Origin of the sequence: Spirosoma soli (genome assembly GCF_042684525.1) — a bacterium.
Classification (GTDB): Bacteria; Bacteroidota; Bacteroidia; order Cytophagales; family Spirosomataceae; genus Spirosoma; species Spirosoma soli.
Genome location: NZ_JBHULN010000001.1, coordinates 402046 through 418639, shown reverse-complemented (window position 1 = coordinate 418639; position 16594 = coordinate 402046). Strand labels below are relative to the sequence as shown.

General features: G+C 48.4%; 11 protein-coding genes. 6 read left to right on the top strand and 5 right to left on the bottom strand.

Annotated elements, in window-relative coordinates:
* Positions 1–46 precede the first annotated feature (46 nt).
* Positions 47–919, bottom strand: coding sequence for a lysophospholipid acyltransferase family protein (locus ACFSUS_RS01595; protein WP_381518135.1), 873 nt, complete (start codon positions 917–919; stop codon positions 47–49).
* An 82-nt stretch (positions 920–1001) separates the two neighbouring features.
* On the opposite strand from ACFSUS_RS01595, the gene ACFSUS_RS01590 reads away from it, so the two are divergent.
* Positions 1002–1703 carry a WbqC family protein gene (locus ACFSUS_RS01590; RefSeq protein WP_381518132.1) on the top strand — a complete coding sequence of 234 codons (702 nt, stop codon included), beginning with the start codon at positions 1002–1004 and terminating at the stop codon, positions 1701–1703.
* 62 nt (positions 1704–1765) lie between these two features.
* Positions 1766–4297 (top strand): ATP-dependent Clp protease ATP-binding subunit, encoded by a 2532-nt coding sequence (locus ACFSUS_RS01585; protein WP_381518129.1) that lies wholly within the window; start codon positions 1766–1768, stop codon positions 4295–4297.
* 74 nt (positions 4298–4371) lie between these two features.
* Here ACFSUS_RS01585 and ACFSUS_RS01580 read toward each other — a convergent pair whose 3' ends face one another.
* The 3 genes from ACFSUS_RS01580 to ACFSUS_RS01570 form a co-directional block, all read right to left on the bottom strand.
* Complete coding sequence (locus ACFSUS_RS01580) at positions 4372–4740, bottom strand: iron chaperone (RefSeq protein ID WP_381518126.1); 369 nt, start codon at positions 4738–4740, stop codon at positions 4372–4374.
* A gap of 94 nt (positions 4741–4834) precedes the next feature.
* Positions 4835–6589 (bottom strand): GMC oxidoreductase, encoded by a 1755-nt coding sequence (locus ACFSUS_RS01575; protein ID WP_381518123.1) that lies wholly within the window; start codon positions 6587–6589, stop codon positions 4835–4837.
* Positions 6590–6687: 98 nt separating this feature from the next.
* Positions 6688–7437 (bottom strand): phosphatidylinositol-specific phospholipase C/glycerophosphodiester phosphodiesterase family protein, encoded by a 750-nt coding sequence (locus tag ACFSUS_RS01570; RefSeq protein ID WP_381518120.1) that lies wholly within the window; start codon positions 7435–7437, stop codon positions 6688–6690.
* A 117-nt stretch (positions 7438–7554) separates the two neighbouring features.
* On the opposite strand from ACFSUS_RS01570, the gene arsM reads away from it, so the two are divergent.
* The 4 genes from arsM (at position 7555) to ACFSUS_RS01550 (ending at position 13971) form a co-directional block, all read left to right on the top strand.
* Entirely contained in the window at positions 7555–8523 is a 969-nt protein-coding gene (arsM, locus tag ACFSUS_RS01565; RefSeq protein WP_381518118.1) for an arsenosugar biosynthesis arsenite methyltransferase ArsM, read from the top strand.
* A gap of 117 nt (positions 8524–8640) precedes the next feature.
* Positions 8641–9387 (top strand): 3-oxoacyl-[acyl-carrier-protein] reductase, encoded by a 747-nt coding sequence (gene fabG / locus ACFSUS_RS01560; RefSeq protein ID WP_381518116.1) that lies wholly within the window; start codon positions 8641–8643, stop codon positions 9385–9387.
* Positions 9388–9482: 95 nt separating this feature from the next.
* The gene (locus ACFSUS_RS01555) at positions 9483–11612 is read left to right on the top strand and encodes a VWA domain-containing protein (protein WP_381518113.1); all 2130 of its coding nucleotides are present in this window, start codon (positions 9483–9485) and stop codon (positions 11610–11612) included.
* A gap of 859 nt (positions 11613–12471) precedes the next feature.
* Entirely contained in the window at positions 12472–13971 is a 1500-nt protein-coding gene (locus tag ACFSUS_RS01550; protein ID WP_381518110.1) for a hypothetical protein, read from the top strand.
* 61 nt (positions 13972–14032) lie between these two features.
* On the opposite strand, the gene ACFSUS_RS01545 is transcribed toward ACFSUS_RS01550, so the two are convergent.
* Positions 14033–16462 carry a helix-turn-helix domain-containing protein gene (locus tag ACFSUS_RS01545; RefSeq protein ID WP_381518107.1) on the bottom strand — a complete coding sequence of 810 codons (2430 nt, stop codon included), beginning with the start codon at positions 16460–16462 and terminating at the stop codon, positions 14033–14035.
* Positions 16463–16594 lie beyond the last annotated feature (132 nt).

The window sequence follows — 16594 nt, the reverse complement described above, 5'->3', positions numbered from 1 at the left end:
ATGGCTTAGAATAAGCAAACGCCCGAAATTGGTTTCGGGCGTTTGCTTATTCTAGCTTCACTTCAATCTTCGGATACTTACCCCGCCAATGTTTCCATCGTTTATGCGACCAAAGCCAGTCGGAAGGGTGCTTTCGAATGGTTTCTTCCAGTAGATCCCGGTAGCGCTCCAAAATTGTCCCCGGTGGGAGGTTATCATAAGGGGGTTCACCAATTAAGGTAAAGGTTACTTCATAATGCCCCCGGCTAACCCGGACTAATTCCGTATAAAAAACAGATAACTTCCGACTGCGGGCTAACCGCTCGGTGCCGGGGTAAAAAGGAGTGTCCTGGTGTAAAAAGTTGGTCCAGTAGGCCTGCTCGGGCACGTCAGGTACCTGATCGGCAACTAAAGCAATAATGCGGGGTACATCTTTCTGAGCGACCATCCGACGCGGAAGGGTATGCATAGGGACAGGAACAGCGCCAAAGCTCGACCGCACCTCCCGCATCAGTTTCTCGAAAAACGGATTATTGAGCGGCTTGTAGATGCTATCCGTCGGCATCTGGTGTAATACCGATGCCAAAGGGACCCATTCCCAGTTGCTCGAATGGGAGGCCATGCCGATCACAACCTGTCCGGCCTGTAATCGCTCTTTAACTAAGGCCGAATTGGTAAATCGGACCCGTTGCCTTAATGCGTCGGGCTTCATAGCCGACATTTTAATGGTTTCAACAATGAGATCACTAAGGTTACGGTAAAACCCTTTCGCAATTGAATTGATTTCAGAGACAGACTTTTTGGGGAACGATCGCGTTAAATTCTCTACCACAACTGTGCGTCGGTAGCGTACAACGTAAAGCAATAAGAAATAGAGAAAATCGGACAGACCATACAACAAGCCGAGTGGTAAACGAGACAGCAAACGAAAAAAGACCATTTGAGAAATAAGCTACCGATGAGTCAAAGCTATGTTCTGCTCAGACGATACCCTAAAATTAAAAAATTGGTAAAACGAGTTGGTGGTATTGTTTTTTTGCTTTACTTGTGAACAGATACCTTTGTTGTTATTGAAAAAGTACCAGCCAGAGCTTAACTTACCCGAATTACTCATTGAATTACACTATTTGCCCTGTTTGGATTATATATCGGGGTTGATGCAATTTGAGCGGGTTAAGCTAGAAGCGAACGAGCATTACCAGAAGCAAAGTTACAGAAATCGCTGCTACGTCCTGACGGCAAATAAAGTAGATGCCCTAACAGTACCCGTACAGCAAGGAACGCATCATCTACCCATTCGTGAACTAAAGGTAGATAACAGGCAGCCTTGGCAGATGCATCACTGGAGATGCCTGATGGCGGCTTACGGCAAAGCTCCCTTTTTTGAATATTACGCGCCTGACTTTGAACCAGTATATTCTAAAAACTGGACTTTTTTGTTTGATTTGAATCAAGAACTGCTGACAATTTGTCTGAGATTATTGGGGGTGAAACCTCAAATAAGCCTGACAGAATGGTATGAGAAAACCCCGCCAGTCGGCCTATTTGACGCCCGGTCGAGGTTGAATCCGCGAAATAAGCCAGAAACGTATATATTCTATAATTCAGTAGCATATTCACAAAACTTTGGCCTTGATTTTGTACCAAACCTTAGTATCATAGACCTGTTGTTCTGCCAGGGACCGACCGCAAGGGACGTGTTGAAAGCAGGCCTTCAGGAGTGAACAAATCCCTAAAACTCTTCGTTAAGCCTGTATTACGCTTACCTAAGGAGACCCCAAAGCGAATGGAAGCAAAATTCTCAAACCGCGTTAAGGAAGTTATCTCGCTCAGCCGGGAAGAAGCCTTACGCTTAGGCCACGACTACATCGGCACGGAGCACCTGTTGCTGGGTATGATTCGTGAGGGTGAGGGTGTGGCTGTCGGGCTGCTGAAAAAACTCGGCATCTCGCTCGACGAACTCCGGGTCACCATCGAACAGGCAACGAAAGGCACCGCAACCAACAACGTGAAGAATCTGGCCAATATTCCGCTGACCCGTCAGTCGGAAAAAACGCTGAAGATCACGTATCTGGAAGCTAAGATTTTCAAAAGCCCGCTCATTGGAACCGAGCACCTGTTGCTGTCGATTCTGCGCGATGAAGACAATGTCGCCACGCAGATTCTGAACAAGTTTAATGTTAATTACGAAGTCATTAAGGAGATGTTGGAATATCAATCTTCGGGAAGCCGTCCGGTGATGGGCCCCGAAACCGATGATGACGACAACGACCGGGGCATGTTTGGCGGTAGCGGAAGCTCTGGATCTGGTAAAGATCCTAAAGGCTCCGAGAAGTCGCGCACACCGGTGTTGGATAATTTTGGCCGTGACTTGACCAAATTAGCCGAAGTCGGCAAGCTAGATCCTATTGTGGGTCGTGAGAAAGAGATTGAGCGTGTGGCCCAAATCTTGAGCCGCCGGAAGAAAAATAACCCGATTCTGATCGGTGAGCCGGGCGTTGGTAAAACCGCTATCGCCGAAGGTCTTGCCCTGCGCATTGTGCAGAAAAAAGTATCGCGGGTGTTGTTCGGCAAACGCGTTGTTACGCTTGATCTGGCATCGCTGGTGGCTGGTACGAAATACCGTGGCCAGTTTGAAGAGCGTATGAAAGCCGTCATGAACGAATTGGAGAAATCACCCGAGGTGATCCTGTTCATTGACGAGTTGCATACAATCGTGGGTGCAGGTGGCGCGTCGGGCTCGCTTGATGCCTCAAATATGTTCAAACCAGCTTTAGCCCGGGGCGACATTCAATGCATCGGTGCAACAACGCTTGACGAGTATCGCCAATATATTGAGAAAGATGGCGCCTTGGCCCGTCGTTTCCAGATGGTTATGGTAGACGCTACGTCTATCGATGAGACCATCGAAATCCTGAATAACATCAAGGACAAGTACGAAGATCACCACCACGTTAACTATACTCAGGAGGCTATTGAAGCCGCGGTAAAGTTGTCGGAGCGGTATATTTCGGACCGGTTCCTACCCGATAAAGCCATCGACGTACTCGACGAAGTGGGTGCTCGCGTACACATCTCGAACATCACCGTTCCTGAAGATATCCTCAAGCTCGAAGAGCAAATTGAGAATATCAAGAAGGAGAAGAACCAGGTGGTGAAGAGCCAGAAGTACGAAGAGGCTGCTCAACTCCGCGACAAGGAGAAGCGCCTGATTGATCAACTCGACCGTGCTAAGCAAGCATGGGAAGAAGATACCAAGAAGCGTCGTTACACGGTCAACGAAGAAAGCGTTGCCGAAGTGGTAGCGATGATGACGGGTATTCCCGTTACCAGCGTATCGAACGATGAAGGCAAGAAGCTGGTCAACATGGGCGAAGAGCTGAAAGGTCGCGTTATTGGTCAGCAATCGGCTATCGATAAACTAGTAAAAGCTATTCAGCGGACACGTGTTGGTTTGAAAGATCCGAAGAAGCCAATCGGCTCATTCATCTTCCTGGGCCCAACGGGGGTTGGTAAAACCGAATTGGCCAAAGTGCTGGCTACCTACCTCTTCGACAAAGACGATGCTTTAGTGCGTATCGATATGTCGGAGTATATGGAGAAGTTTAGCGTCAGCCGACTGGTTGGTGCCCCTCCGGGTTACGTTGGTTACGAAGAAGGGGGTCAGTTGACCGAGAAGATTCGTCGGAAGCCATACAGCGTTGTGCTGTTGGATGAGATCGAGAAAGCGCACCCAGATGTATTTAACATCTTGTTGCAAGTGCTCGATGATGGTATTCTAACGGACGGCCTGGGTCGTCGGGTTGACTTCCGGAACACGATCATTATCATGACATCGAACATCGGTGTGCGTGACTTAAAAGACTTCGGTGCTGGTATCGGTTTCGCAACGCGTAAGTCGGCCGAAAGCCAGGACGAGTTGATGAAGAATACGATTCAGAGTGCGTTACGGAAGGCATTCTCGCCAGAATTCCTGAACCGTCTGGACGACGTGATTGTCTTCAACTCGCTGCAACGCGAAGACATCCATAAGATCATCGATCTGATGCTGGGCAAACTACTCGGTCGTGTGACCAACCTTGGCTACACGGTTGAGCTGACGGAGAAGGCGAAAGACTTCCTGTCGGAGAAAGGGTATGACCCGCAATATGGTGCTCGTCCGCTAAGCCGCGCTATCCAGCGTTATCTGGAAGATCCCGTTGCAGAAGAAATTCTGAAAGGTGAGCTGAAAGAGGGCGATGTGATTCTGGCTGACTATGCTGGTGAAGGTGAAGCCTTAACCATTACGGTGAAGAAGCGCGAAGCAGTGGTTGAGTAACACTAATAGATTCTGATAGCGAAAGGCCGGACACCACTGTCCGGCCTTTTTTATGTTTTGAGTTCATCGGCAATCTATGATGTGCTATTTTTCTCTCTATTTTGCTTTTCTCTAAACTTTACAATTTCGGCGATCAAACGTAAAGGCATTGGTTTGTTCAGCGGAAATTGAACAGAGCCTTTACCTTGTTTATAAACAGAAAGCTCATCTTTAAACGCTTCATGCCCTGTGGGGGTGGCATAAAAGCCGATATGGTTTTTGAAACCAGCGAAGAAAACCAGATTACCACTCAGTGTGAACGCTGGCATGGCGTACTTGATGGTTTCCTTCGCATCTGGCGCGGCCTCATGAATAGTCGCACGGATTTGTTCTAAAACTTTTTGGACGTCTGTCGGAAAACCGGCAATGTATTCGTCAATGTCTTTGGGTTTATTCGTTGTCATGAGACGAATGTCATTTCGTTTACTAGTCTATAATTGATTACGAAAATAGTATTCATTAGAAAGTTTCGAGGTTGGTACTGTGGCATACATACGACTACAGATTCCGCTGTTTCACTTGCTCGATTAAGTAGTCTGATGTACGCATCGAACTGGCTAAAATTGTCCAGGTTACGTTTTTGTCGCCCTGCGAAACGAACGGAGCGGCATCAACCACGAAGAGGTTCTTAACTTCATGCGCCTGCTGATATTTGTTCAGGGCTGAAGTTTTAGGATCGTTGCCCATCCGAACCGTGCCAACTTCGTGAATGATACGTCCGGGAGCAGCCAAGCCATAGCCGTGCGCCGTGTCGGGGCCAGGTTTGGGACCAAGTGGAATACCACCCATCGAATGAATTATCTCTTCGAACGTGTCCTGCATGTGCTTGGCCTGCTTGACTTCGTAGTCTGACCATTTATAACGAAAACGTAATACCGGAATGCCGTACTTATCAACGGCGTTGGGATCAATTTCGCAGTAATTACTGGCAAGGGGAACCGGCTCACCGCGTCCCGACATACTGATATAGGCCCCATAGAAGCGCCGATAATCGTCTTTCAATCCTGCACCGTAGCCTCCACCGGCTTTCATTTTGCCATCACGGCCGGGGACTAACGCATGCATGGCCTCAATGCCTCCGCCAAACCCATAGCCTGGCATCCCCATACCACCACCATATTCAATGTGGTAACCGCGTGGAAAGTCGAGTTTGCGGTTGTCTAACCACCAGGGCGTGAAAACGTGCATGCCGCCTACGCCGTCTTCGTTATAACGCTTGCGATCCATTAAAGCGGGGACAAACCCCGAGCGGCTGGCACCGGTTGAGTCATTCAGGTATTTACCCACGACACCACTGCTATTAGCTAATCCGTTTGGGAAGCGAGCCGATTTGGAGTTGAGCAGGATTCGTGCTGACTCGCAGGTGCTTGCGCCCAGCATAACAGCTTTGGCTCGCACCGTTACTTCCTGTAGGGTGCGGGTATCTACATAGCTAATGCCTGTGGCCAGGCCGGTGTTAGGATCGGTCAGTACCTCACGCGCCATGGCCCCATTAATAAGCGTTACATTGCCGGTTTTGACAGCAGGAATGCACAGTACCGACGAGGCCGAGAAGTCGGCGTAGGCCTGACAGCCCCGGTTGCACTGATGGCAGTAAAAACACTGACCTCGCTCTTTGTTGATGGGCTTAGTTAGAATGCTTAATCGCGATGGAATTACTGGAATACCGATGCTTTTAGCGCCCTTACGAATCATTAATTCGTGGAGACGAGGCTTTGGCGGGGGTAAAAAGATGCCATCCGGCTCGTTCGGAAAATTCTCAATTGAACCGAATACCCCAATCAGTCGGTCGACCCGGTCGTAAAAGGGCTTGAGGTCGTCGTAGCCAATGGGCCAGTCATCGCCAACACCCGTCAGTGAACCGCGCCGGAAATCGTCGGGTCCAAAGCGAAGTGAGATACGCCCCCAGTGGTTGGTGCGCCCGCCGAGCATACGAGATCGGAACCAGTGAAATTCCGTGCCATCTTTAGCCGAATAAGGTTCTCCATCAATGTCCCAGCCGCCCCAGGCCGCGTCGAAGTCGCCACCCGAACGGGCGGCTGTGGCGGCACCACGTCGGGGCGACTCCCAGGGCCATTTTAATTGGGTAATGTACTTCGGATCGGCCGGATCGTAATAGCCACCTGCTTCGAGTAGCACGACTTTGGCACCTGCTTTGGCTAATTGATACGCAGCCATGCCGCCCCCGGCTCCGGAGCCTACAATGGCAACGTCGTAAACAAGAGGGGCCTTTTTAAGTTGTGGAGTAACCATCCGGAGAAGAAGTGAAGGTGGTTGGGATGCTGGTTACGGTTGAAAGCAAAATTCTATCTGCTTTTACTGCTAGCGCCTGACTACCAACCAGTCAACGGCTACCGCATCGCCTGCGCACACTCGGCCACTTTATCCGTATTGATCACATCGACACCCAATTTGCGAAGTTGTTTCCAGGCATTAGGCATATCAGGAATGGCCCAGAATCGAATTGGTTTGTTATCGTTGTGTGCTCGTTTAATCACGCGCTTGAGCTTCTCCCGGTCGATGTCCGACAAGTCGCCTGTACCATTCCAGCGAGAGTACGAAAGAAAGCTATCACTAATCAGGGCGACCCGCTTTAACGTTTCCTCGTCGTAAACTTCGCTGGGGCGCCCGTCAAACTGAACAAGAACCGGGTAGTCGAAATACGTATTTATCTTCGGTCGATTACCACTGATAACAACCTGAATTGCTTTTGGATTGGTAGAACGATTGAAGCAGACCAGATTCTCCTGTAAACTGGCTATCAGCTTTGGGAGCACCTCTGCCGGATTGTCTTTAACATCGATCACCAACGAGAACGTATAATCCCGATCCTTACTAACTCGGCCTTTATGCTCTTCAAAAAGTTTTACGATCGGGTTGAGATATAGCGAATCAAGCGTTGGGGCATTCGCCTGTGGTTTGTCATGAGAAACAACAAGTTTGCCGTCTTGCAGCCAAACGTCCGCTTCGATAAAATCGGCCCGTTGTTCGTAGGCCGCTACAAATGGGCGAGGTTGGGCGTAGTCGTTATGCGCATGGATTTTTTGGGCAGAGGCAAGGTGGGTCGTCAGTAGAAGTAAGACAAGTAAGCGGAGAAGCATAAAGCAGGGCTTTAGTTTGAGACAAAGTAACACAGCATATTAACGAAACCAAAACCAAAAGTAGCTTGCCCTTCGCAGCGGAAACGCTATTTTTGGTCAGCATTACTTTTTATCAATATGAGTTACCTCGAAACCACAGTTGACGTGTACCGGCAGGCCGCCGAAGAGCCCCAAGTAGGTCTGTGTTGCACAACGAATCCCGTCTGGCAATTGCCTGGTTTAAGCATTCCTAAGCGGATGCTCGAAATGAATTATGGTTGTGGCAGCACCGTAAATCCACGCGATCTGGTTAATGACCCCACTGTGCTGTATGTCGGTGTTGGGGGCGGCATGGAGTTGCTGCAATTCTCTTATTTCAGCCGTCGTCCAGGAGCAATCATCGGCGTCGACGTGGTACCGGAAATGATTGATGCCTGCCGTCAGAACCTTGTTGAGGCCGAGCAACAAAACGATTGGTTTAGGCCAGAATTCATGGACCTAAGAGCTGGCAGTGCATTGGACTTGCCCGTTGACGACAATAGCGTAGACGTTGCAGCCCAGAACTGTCTGTTCAATATCTTCAAAACCGATGATCTGAAGAGGGCGCTGCATGAGACGTATCGCGTACTGAAACCACACGGTCGTTTGGTAATGTCGGACCCTATCTGCGAGCAACCCATGTCCGACGAACTCCGGAACGATGATCGGTTACGGGCCCTTTGTCTGACGGGTTCAGTGCCGCTCAACGAGTATCTTAATCTTATTACAGGCGTAGGTTTCGGAACGGTGGAAGTGCGGGCCAAACGCGCTTACCGGGTACTATCGCCCCGGCATTACGCTACGGCGGAGCTGCTGTATATTGAAAGTGTTGAAGTGTGCGCTATCAAAGATCCGATGCCTGCCGATGGCCCCTGCGTGTTTACGGGCAGAACCGCCATTTATTTCGGCGATGAGTCTCATTTCGATGATGGGAAAGGTCATGTGCTGCTGCCGAATCAACCGCTGTCGGTATGTGATAAAACAGCGGGCGCCCTGGCCCGGTTGAACCGCGACGACATCTTTATTTCGCCTTCAACCTACTTTTACGACGGGGGAGGCTGCTGCTAATTGATTTACCCTGATCGATTGACGCCAGCACGCAACTTGTTGTTAGGGCCTAATGCGCTATTTTTGGCCTCATTTCTTGTTTATAATGACCCGCTATTTGGGGTGTTTAGTTAACCAATGGATTTACTGAAAGGAAAAGTTGCTTTGATTACCGGCGCATCGCGCGGGATCGGACGAGCTATGGCTCAGAAATTTGCTCAGGAAGGTGCCACCGTCGCCTTTACGTATTTATCGAGTGTTGACAAAGGGCAGGCGTTGGAGCAAGAACTCCAGGCGTTTGGCGGACAAGTGAAAGGCTACCGCTCCGACGCGTCGGATCACAAAGCCGCTGAAGACCTAATAACTCAGGTAGTAGCTGATTTCGGCAAACTTGATGTACTGATTAACAATGCGGGAATCACCAAAGACGGATTATTAATGCGTATGTCCGAAGAACAATGGGACGCCGTCATTAACGTTAATCTAAAGTCAGTCTTTAACCTCACTAAGGCAGCTATCAAACCAATGATGAAAGCCAAAGCCGGTTCGATTATTAATCTTACGTCGGTAGTTGGTATTCGGGGCAATGCGGGGCAGGCTAACTATGCGGCTTCTAAGGCGGGAATTATTGGCTTCACTAAGTCGGTAGCGCTCGAATTGGGGTCACGTAACATCCGCTCTAATGCGATTGCACCGGGATTCATTGAAACGGAAATGACCGGGGAGATTAACGAAAAAGCTATTGAAGAATGGAAACAGCAAATCCCGATGAAGCGGGGAGGTCAACCCGACGAAGTGGCCGATTGCGCTGTTTTCCTGGCTTCTGATCTTTCTCGCTATATCACTGGACAAGTGTTGCAGGTAGACGGGGGAATGCTTACCTAATGATGAGTAATGAATGATGAATGTCAGATTAGTTAGGGGCATTTGTGCATCATTCATCATTTATCATCGCACCGGCGACCCGGTCATCATAAACTATGAATTTTATCTTTCAGTCCTCGCCCTGGTGGGTTGTAGTGTGTTTGTTGGTTGGAGCGGTGTATGCATTTGCCATGTATCAGCCGTTGCCGAAGTTGGTTGGCGGAGCAACCGTTGGAGGGTTTGATAAACGAACAACGTATGGACTAGCAGCCCTGCGATTTTTTGTTGTCAGTTTGTTATGCCTTTTGCTGCTGAATCCACTCATCCGTAGTTTGCGGACGCTGACCGAAAAGCCTAAAATTGTGCTGGCCGTTGATAACTCTGAGTCGATTGTGGCCGGAGGGCGACCTGCATTAAATCAAGCGCTGGCTGGCCTACAAACCATTCGTCAGCAGTTAACGGATAAAGGATTAGACGTATCCATCCGAACGTTAGGCGACACGGTAACCGATGCAGATCTGACTCAAATACCGTTCACCAGACGCACAACTGATCTGTCTGGGCTGTTAGCTAGCATCCGCTCCGATTACGAAGGGCGAAACCTGACCGACGTAGTGCTATTGTCGGATGGCATCTTTAACCAGGGACTATCGCCAACGTTTGGACAGTATCCATTTGCGGTACAGACGGTTGGTCTGGGTGACACAATTCCCAAGAAAGATATTCAACTAAAAGGTGTAATCGCCAACCGAATTGCTTATCTGGGTAATCAGTTTCCGGTGCAGGCCGAGATCGTCAGTAGTGGCTTCCAGGGCCGAAGCGCAACGGTGGTTCTGCGTCAGAACGGAAAGGAATTGGGACGCCAGTCGGTAAGTTTTGGCAAGAACGATACCTTCAATCAACTGACGTTTCAGACAACGGCCACCCAGAAAGGAGTGCAGCATTATGTGGTAGAGGTATTGCCGCAAGCCGGTGAATTCAGCACCCGGAACAACCGGCAGGATGTTTATCTGGACGTAATTGATGGTAAGGAGAAAGTGCTCTTACTCGCGTTGTCGCCCCATCCGGATATTAAGGCCTTGCGTAATATTCTGGAAAAGAACCAGAATTACGAGCTCGACATTCGCATTCTGACCGCAACACCCGCCGAAGCCACCGCAACGGCGGACCGCCCGCCTGCTGATAAGACCTACGACCTGATCATCCTGCATCAAATTCCTGATAACGGTGGCGTTGGCACTGCACTCGTTCAGAAATACCTGGCTAAGAATACACCGGTTCTGTTTATCCTTGGCAACCAATCGGCGCTCGGACCGTTCAATACGTCTAACTCAGTAGTCCAGGTAGCGGCTCAGCCTAACCAGAGCGATAAGGTAACCGGCTTGTTCAATGCTGACTTCAAGCAACTTAACCTCGATCCTGCGCGGCTGGAGCTACTTAGTAAACTGCCACCGATGTCGGTACCCTACGGCGAGTTTCGGCTACAGCCAGGGAGTGAAGTAGTGTTGTGGCAGCAGGTAGGTAACGTCCGGACAACTAAGCCACTGTTGGCATTGAACGTAACGAGTCCACGAAAAACAGCTGTGCTGTCGGGGGAAGGGCTATGGTCATGGCGGCTCGAAGAATTCGCACTGACCGAGAAACAGGAAGTCGTTGATGAATTGATACAGAAAGTCATTCAGTTGATATCTGTGAAAGAAGACCGGCGGAAGTTGCGCGTCTATCCGATTCGGAATGAGTTCGTGGCAGGGGAGAAGGTTGTCTTCGAGACGGAGCTTTATAATGATATTTACGAGCGGGTGTATGACAAATCTGTTCGGCTCGAAATCAGTGATGAAAAAGGAGTAACTCGGTCTTACAACTACACCCCGACAGCGGCCAACAGCCGGTTTGAGATCAGCCGTTTGCCTGAAGGTGCGTACCGGTTCAAAGCTAGTGTTACGGTGAATAACCGGGCTGAGCAGTCTTCGGGCCAGTTTGTCGTCCGGGACTTACAGCTGGAAGCACTCAACACAACTGCCGACCACGGTTTACTTCGGCAGTTATCGCAGCAAACGGGTGGCCAGTTCTACAAAGCCAATCGCATGGACGATTTAGTGCGTAACATAACGAGTCGACCGCGTCAGGCCCGCTTAACAAGTACCGAGGAAATGAACGAAATTATCAACTGGCGATGGCTCTTCTTTGTGGTGCTAACTATAGCGGCAATAGAATGGGGCTTGCGTAAGTTCTATGGAGGATATTAAGCCAACTTCTGCTAATAATCTTTAGACAAAGAAGTTTCGGTATGGAGGCTAGCTCTCTAGTTGTTTAAAAACGCCGGAGTCTACTAGTAAATAAGTGATACCGGCGTTTATACAGATTCTGGTTGTAGCCTGTATTTCCCTGTTTTTATTTTTAAGCTTTACCAGCCAATTGCCCCAGGTGGGGTAGTTGGCTGGTTTGTTTTTGTCCTATGATACATCCCAAACAGAGTAATTCCACTTTATAATTACCGCCAATCTCGAAACAAGACAAAAAAATTTAGTTGAAAGAACGCTTAAGTATAATCTTAGATCATCACATCTATTTAGCTATATAATTATAGAGTTATAAATTAAGTAGTATTACGACTTTGAATAACCAAATTGGCTTTTAAAAATTGTTATATATTATATTCCTATTTGGTTACTTATTAATATAAATGTAGTTACCATCATTGTTTTATATATTTTATTTATTTGAAGTGTTATTTATTATACGGTAGGTTGTACATACCTTTGCTCACAGGTAATGAGTAACAAAGCAAAATTATTTTCTTAGTTATGTTACTAAAAGAGGCTATTGAAAACTCATTGTTTAAAATTGAGTTTAGGGAATTGTTTGATAAGGCTTCAATAAGTATAAGCTCAATTAGCTATTAATCAGCGCTTTTTGGTTGTACACTGATTTCTTGTAAGCACTGTAAGTCAGGCTTATAAAATTTTTAACCCTTGTAGTAACTTAATCTATGGAGTAATTATACTGACGTTCAATTCATGAAACTCTGCTGTCACTTCACTAAATAGGAAGACCTGCAGGTCGTGGGTAGATAGTCCTTTTATTAATTAACTAACCTCCATTGATGTGATGAAACTATCTAAGGTACTCAGTATGGGATGTATAGCGATCATTCCCTCCGTGTTCTTCCAATGCTCAGAATCAAACCTTGCTCCCGACCCACAGCCTGGGATTTCAAAAGCTCAGGCAATTAACAAGATACGAGGCAAGCTGATGACCATGAACCAGCTACGGTCGTTGCGAGTTGCTGCTGCTCCAGACAGCATCTACATCACTGATCCTGGCAAAGAAGGCGTTTTTAGATTAGAGAGTACCGACACAAAGTCGCCCGATAATACCGGAACTACCGTAGTAACGGTTGATGGACTCCGTTACAAGCGCGATTTTGTCGGCGCAGCGAATGCTTCCTGGTTCGGTGTATCACCGGAAGATAATGACATTGGGCCCGAATTGCAGAACGCGGTAAACTCGTCGAATGAAGTTATTATTCCCGACGGCGAGTACACGCAGCTAACAAAGGTTATCATTCACAGTAACCTCGCTATCCGGGGAAATCCGGGTCGTGTAAAGCTCAAACTGACTGGAGACAACTATATCTCGTTTCAGAACTATTGGCTGGAGCAAAATCTGGAAAACATTACGATCGAGGGCATTGACTGGCTAGTCGCTTCGACGGCTCATGTAGATGGTTCTTATGGCCCGATTACGTTTGATGGACCTTCTGTTAAGAACCTGTTAGTTCAAAACTGCCACAGCGTTCATACGTCGCCAACGGCTCGCGTGAACTTCTTTTTCCTGAAGGTGCAGCCGGGTAAAGTGACTGACAATATTGTGGTGACTAAAAACTCGGTTACGGGGGCCCGTATGGGCGTCGAATTCCTGAGCCAGCGTCAACCCGTTCCGTATCTGGGTAAGAACATTACCGTTTCTGAAAACTACATGGATAATTGTGGCTTCGGTATTTCGATAGCAGGTTCTTTTGTGAATGCCGCCGTGGATAATAACTATCTGAAAAACTGCCCGACTTATGGTGTTGAGTTTGCGGGCTGGCTACACAGCTCGCGCCTGGCGAATAACCGCTTTGAAGGAAGCTTTGCTGCTATGTTCTCGGGAAACTGGGAAAACGATGGCGACGGGACAGTTGGCGAAGGAACGCGTATGTATGGCAATTCGACCGTCGGAACCTGTAACGGTAAATGGGAAATTCGTAATGGCTTCAACATGATCATGGAGAACAATTACATCAACATGACCGGAGTACTGGCTCTTTCGGGTAGTACCAATAACGCGCAATTTGTTGGTAATACGCTTATCAGCACAACTCAGAACAAGGTGATTGAAATAAATGACGTGGGTAACCTCCGATTTGCTAATAATTACATCAGCAATGAGAGCGTACCTAATAACTGGTTTGTTATTTGGATGAATGGGGGAGCTGCCACCAACAATAGTTTTTACAACAACACAATTGTTAAAAGCTCAGGTAACTACATAGGAGCAGGCAATGGGGCTAGCTACTCATTCTACAATAACGCGGATCGAAACGGGGCCATGATTAATCAGTAATCAGAAGCGGAGGGGCCAATAAATGCATTTGGCCCCTCCGCTTTTAGTTAATTATCTTCTTTTACTCTGCCGACCGCAGGGCATTGTACACAAACCGGATCTCACTGTAGGTAACTTCGTTGCCCAAACCTGCCCTGATCTCGCCCAACGTTTTTGGCTCGTTTGCGTCAATGTATGTTTGAATGGCAGCAATCTTGTCAGGAGGTAAGAGGTCTTCTACCGAAATGTCGCCCATGCTGACAGACTGAGCTAAGTGACTCTCGATCGTAGAGACGGCTAGTCCGCGTTCAGCGGCAATCTCCGCAATGCTCTTCCCCGACCGAAAGAAAGCCAACGTAATGGCGGGCGAAACCCCCTTAGGGTCTTTGGCTGGTTTTGGCTCTTTCGATGCTTTTTGAACTTTAGGGGTAGTATGGCCTGCGTATTCCTGAATGATACGCAATATATCCTCGCCAATCTGCTTAACTTTAGTTTTGCCGAAGCCTTTTATGGTCAATAACTCGGCCGTAGTAGTCGGACGAACCCGCGACAGTTCATGAACCGTTTTTTGTGGCAGCACCATGTAGCCTGATGTACTGTATTCACCAGCCAGGTCATTCCGCCATTTCATTAACGCGCCATATAGCCCACCTTTAGCCGCTCCGTCGCTGGTTGCTGTCGTTTCGTTCTTTTTGCGTTCGGGTTGGAAATCTAGCTCAGCGCGGTTGCGGGCTTGTAAGTACACCAGCGCATCAAAGCCGTCGCGAACGCTCTCAAAACTCTGTCGTTTGGCAAACAGCTCTTTTTCAAGTTCATCCATGGCTTCCAGCAGGAGTTCGCGCACTTGCTTATTGTCGCAGTCAGTGGGGCATTGATGCACGAGAGGTAGTAATTCATCGGCTAGTAGTGTCCGAAAATAAGCGCTGGCTTTGCGAATGCGTTCCTGTAAGGGCTGGTTAGCCTCGGGCAAAGAATCGCTTCCAAAATAGGTCGGTAGTTGCTGTATAAACCGGCGGGCTACGTTGTGGGCTTTGGTGCTCTGTGTGTTTGCTAGTTGCTCTAAGTTTGTATGCAGCTCGTCGGCCAAGATGCTATGATATTGCGTAGCGACCCGTCGGCAGCGGTAAATCAATGAGTGAGCCTGATCGAACGAAAATAACTCTTGCAGGAGGTTTTCCTGATTGGTACGCTTAGCGTCGTGCAAGTGCTGCTCCGTGGGCGTCTGCTGTTGCACCTGCTCGTGAAAATCTTCCAGGGTTTGTTCGGTTTTAATACTATGCGACGGTATAGGGGTGCGCAAGACAAGCCCGTCAAGGGTTTTACATCGGCTCAGCGCTACATACACCTGCCCATGCGTGAAAGCCGCCGACGCATCAATAATGGCTTTCGCGAACGTTAGTCCCTGGCTTTTGTGAATGGTTATGGCCCAGGCCAGCTTTAGCGGGTACTGGGTAAACGTACCGATCACTTCGGCCTTAATCTCTTTCGTGCTTGAATCTAACGTATAACGGATATTTTCCCAGCTCACCCGATCAACCGGAATGACTTCACCGTCTTGTTGGCTTTTTACATAGATCAGATCGTCGTCAATCTCGGTTACGCGCCCAATCTTGCCATTATAGTATAGCTTTTCGCGGGAAATATCGTTCTTGATGAACATAACTTGCGCCCCAACTTTCAGATCCAGTTCGGCTTCGGTGGGGTAGGCGTGGGTCGGAAACTCTTTCTCGATAACGGCCGTGAACGTATGCAATCGACCTTTGAGGCTCTGTAACTTCTGGCTGTTAATCTGTTGAGCCGTGGTGTTATGCGTCGATAGTGTAATATAACCCTCATCATCGCTGGGCGAAAAATCCGGGACGTAACGCTGATTCAGGTCGTCTAATTGAGCCCGAGTTACCGTCTTCTCCCGAATGCTGTTCAATAAACTAATGAACCGTTCGTCGGACTGTCGGTAAATGTGCGTTAGTTCAATGGATACGTAAGGCGTCCGACGTAAGGCTTTACTCCCAAAAAAATAGCCTGTTTCGTAATGTGGGCTCAGTAACGTCCAGTCGTCGTCGCGAATAACGGGGGGCAACTGCTGCATGTCGCCAATAAGTAACAGCTGTACGCCACCGAAAGGATCGGGGCGGTTCCGATAGCGCCGAAGTACATCGTCGATGCCGTCGAGCACATCAGCACGAACCATACTAATCTCATCAATCACTAACAGATCGAGCGTACGCAGTAAGTTTATTTTGTCCCGATTGAATTTGCGGCCTTCGCGTTGAACCGTTCCTGGCACCAACGGACCGAAGGGAAGCTGAAACAATGAGTGAATGGTAACCCCACCGGCATTGATGGCGGCTACGCCCGTTGGTGCCACAACAGCCAGCCGTTTAGCACTAAGCTGTTTGACCTGGTGAAGAAACGTGGTTTTGCCGGTACCGGCTTTCCCAGTCAGAAAGATGTTCCGGTTGGTATGGACAACAAAGTTGTGGGCAAGGTTTAGCTTTTCGTTTAGGGACATTAGTACGGTAGGTAAAAGCAAACAAAAATAGGCAAACAGACAGACATAGAGTGAACAAGAGTAAAGCCGAAAAAACTCAGTACATCCTTTATTTTCTCTATTGCTTAGCGTTTGGATAAACCAAACTCATTT

Bases quoted from the DNA above. Each gene is read 5' to 3' on its own strand.
- fabG (WP_381518116.1), top strand. From the start codon at position 8,641: ATGGATTTACTGAAAGGAAAAGTTGCTTTGATTACCGGCGCATCGCGC.
- arsM (WP_381518118.1), top strand. From the start codon at position 7,555: ATGAGTTACCTCGAAACCACAGTTGACGTGTACCGGCAGGCCGCCGAA.
- ACFSUS_RS01570 (WP_381518120.1), bottom strand. From the start codon at position 7,437: ATGCTTCTCCGCTTACTTGTCTTACTTCTACTGACGACCCACCTTGCC.
- ACFSUS_RS01545 (WP_381518107.1), bottom strand. From the start codon at position 16,462: ATGTCCCTAAACGAAAAGCTAAACCTTGCCCACAACTTTGTTGTCCAT.
- ACFSUS_RS01585 (WP_381518129.1), top strand. From the start codon at position 1,766: ATGGAAGCAAAATTCTCAAACCGCGTTAAGGAAGTTATCTCGCTCAGC.
- ACFSUS_RS01580 (WP_381518126.1), bottom strand. From the start codon at position 4,740: ATGACAACGAATAAACCCAAAGACATTGACGAATACATTGCCGGTTTT.
- ACFSUS_RS01595 (WP_381518135.1), bottom strand. From the start codon at position 919: ATGGTCTTTTTTCGTTTGCTGTCTCGTTTACCACTCGGCTTGTTGTAT.
- ACFSUS_RS01575 (WP_381518123.1), bottom strand. From the start codon at position 6,589: ATGGTTACTCCACAACTTAAAAAGGCCCCTCTTGTTTACGACGTTGCC.
- ACFSUS_RS01555 (WP_381518113.1), top strand. From the start codon at position 9,483: ATGAATTTTATCTTTCAGTCCTCGCCCTGGTGGGTTGTAGTGTGTTTG.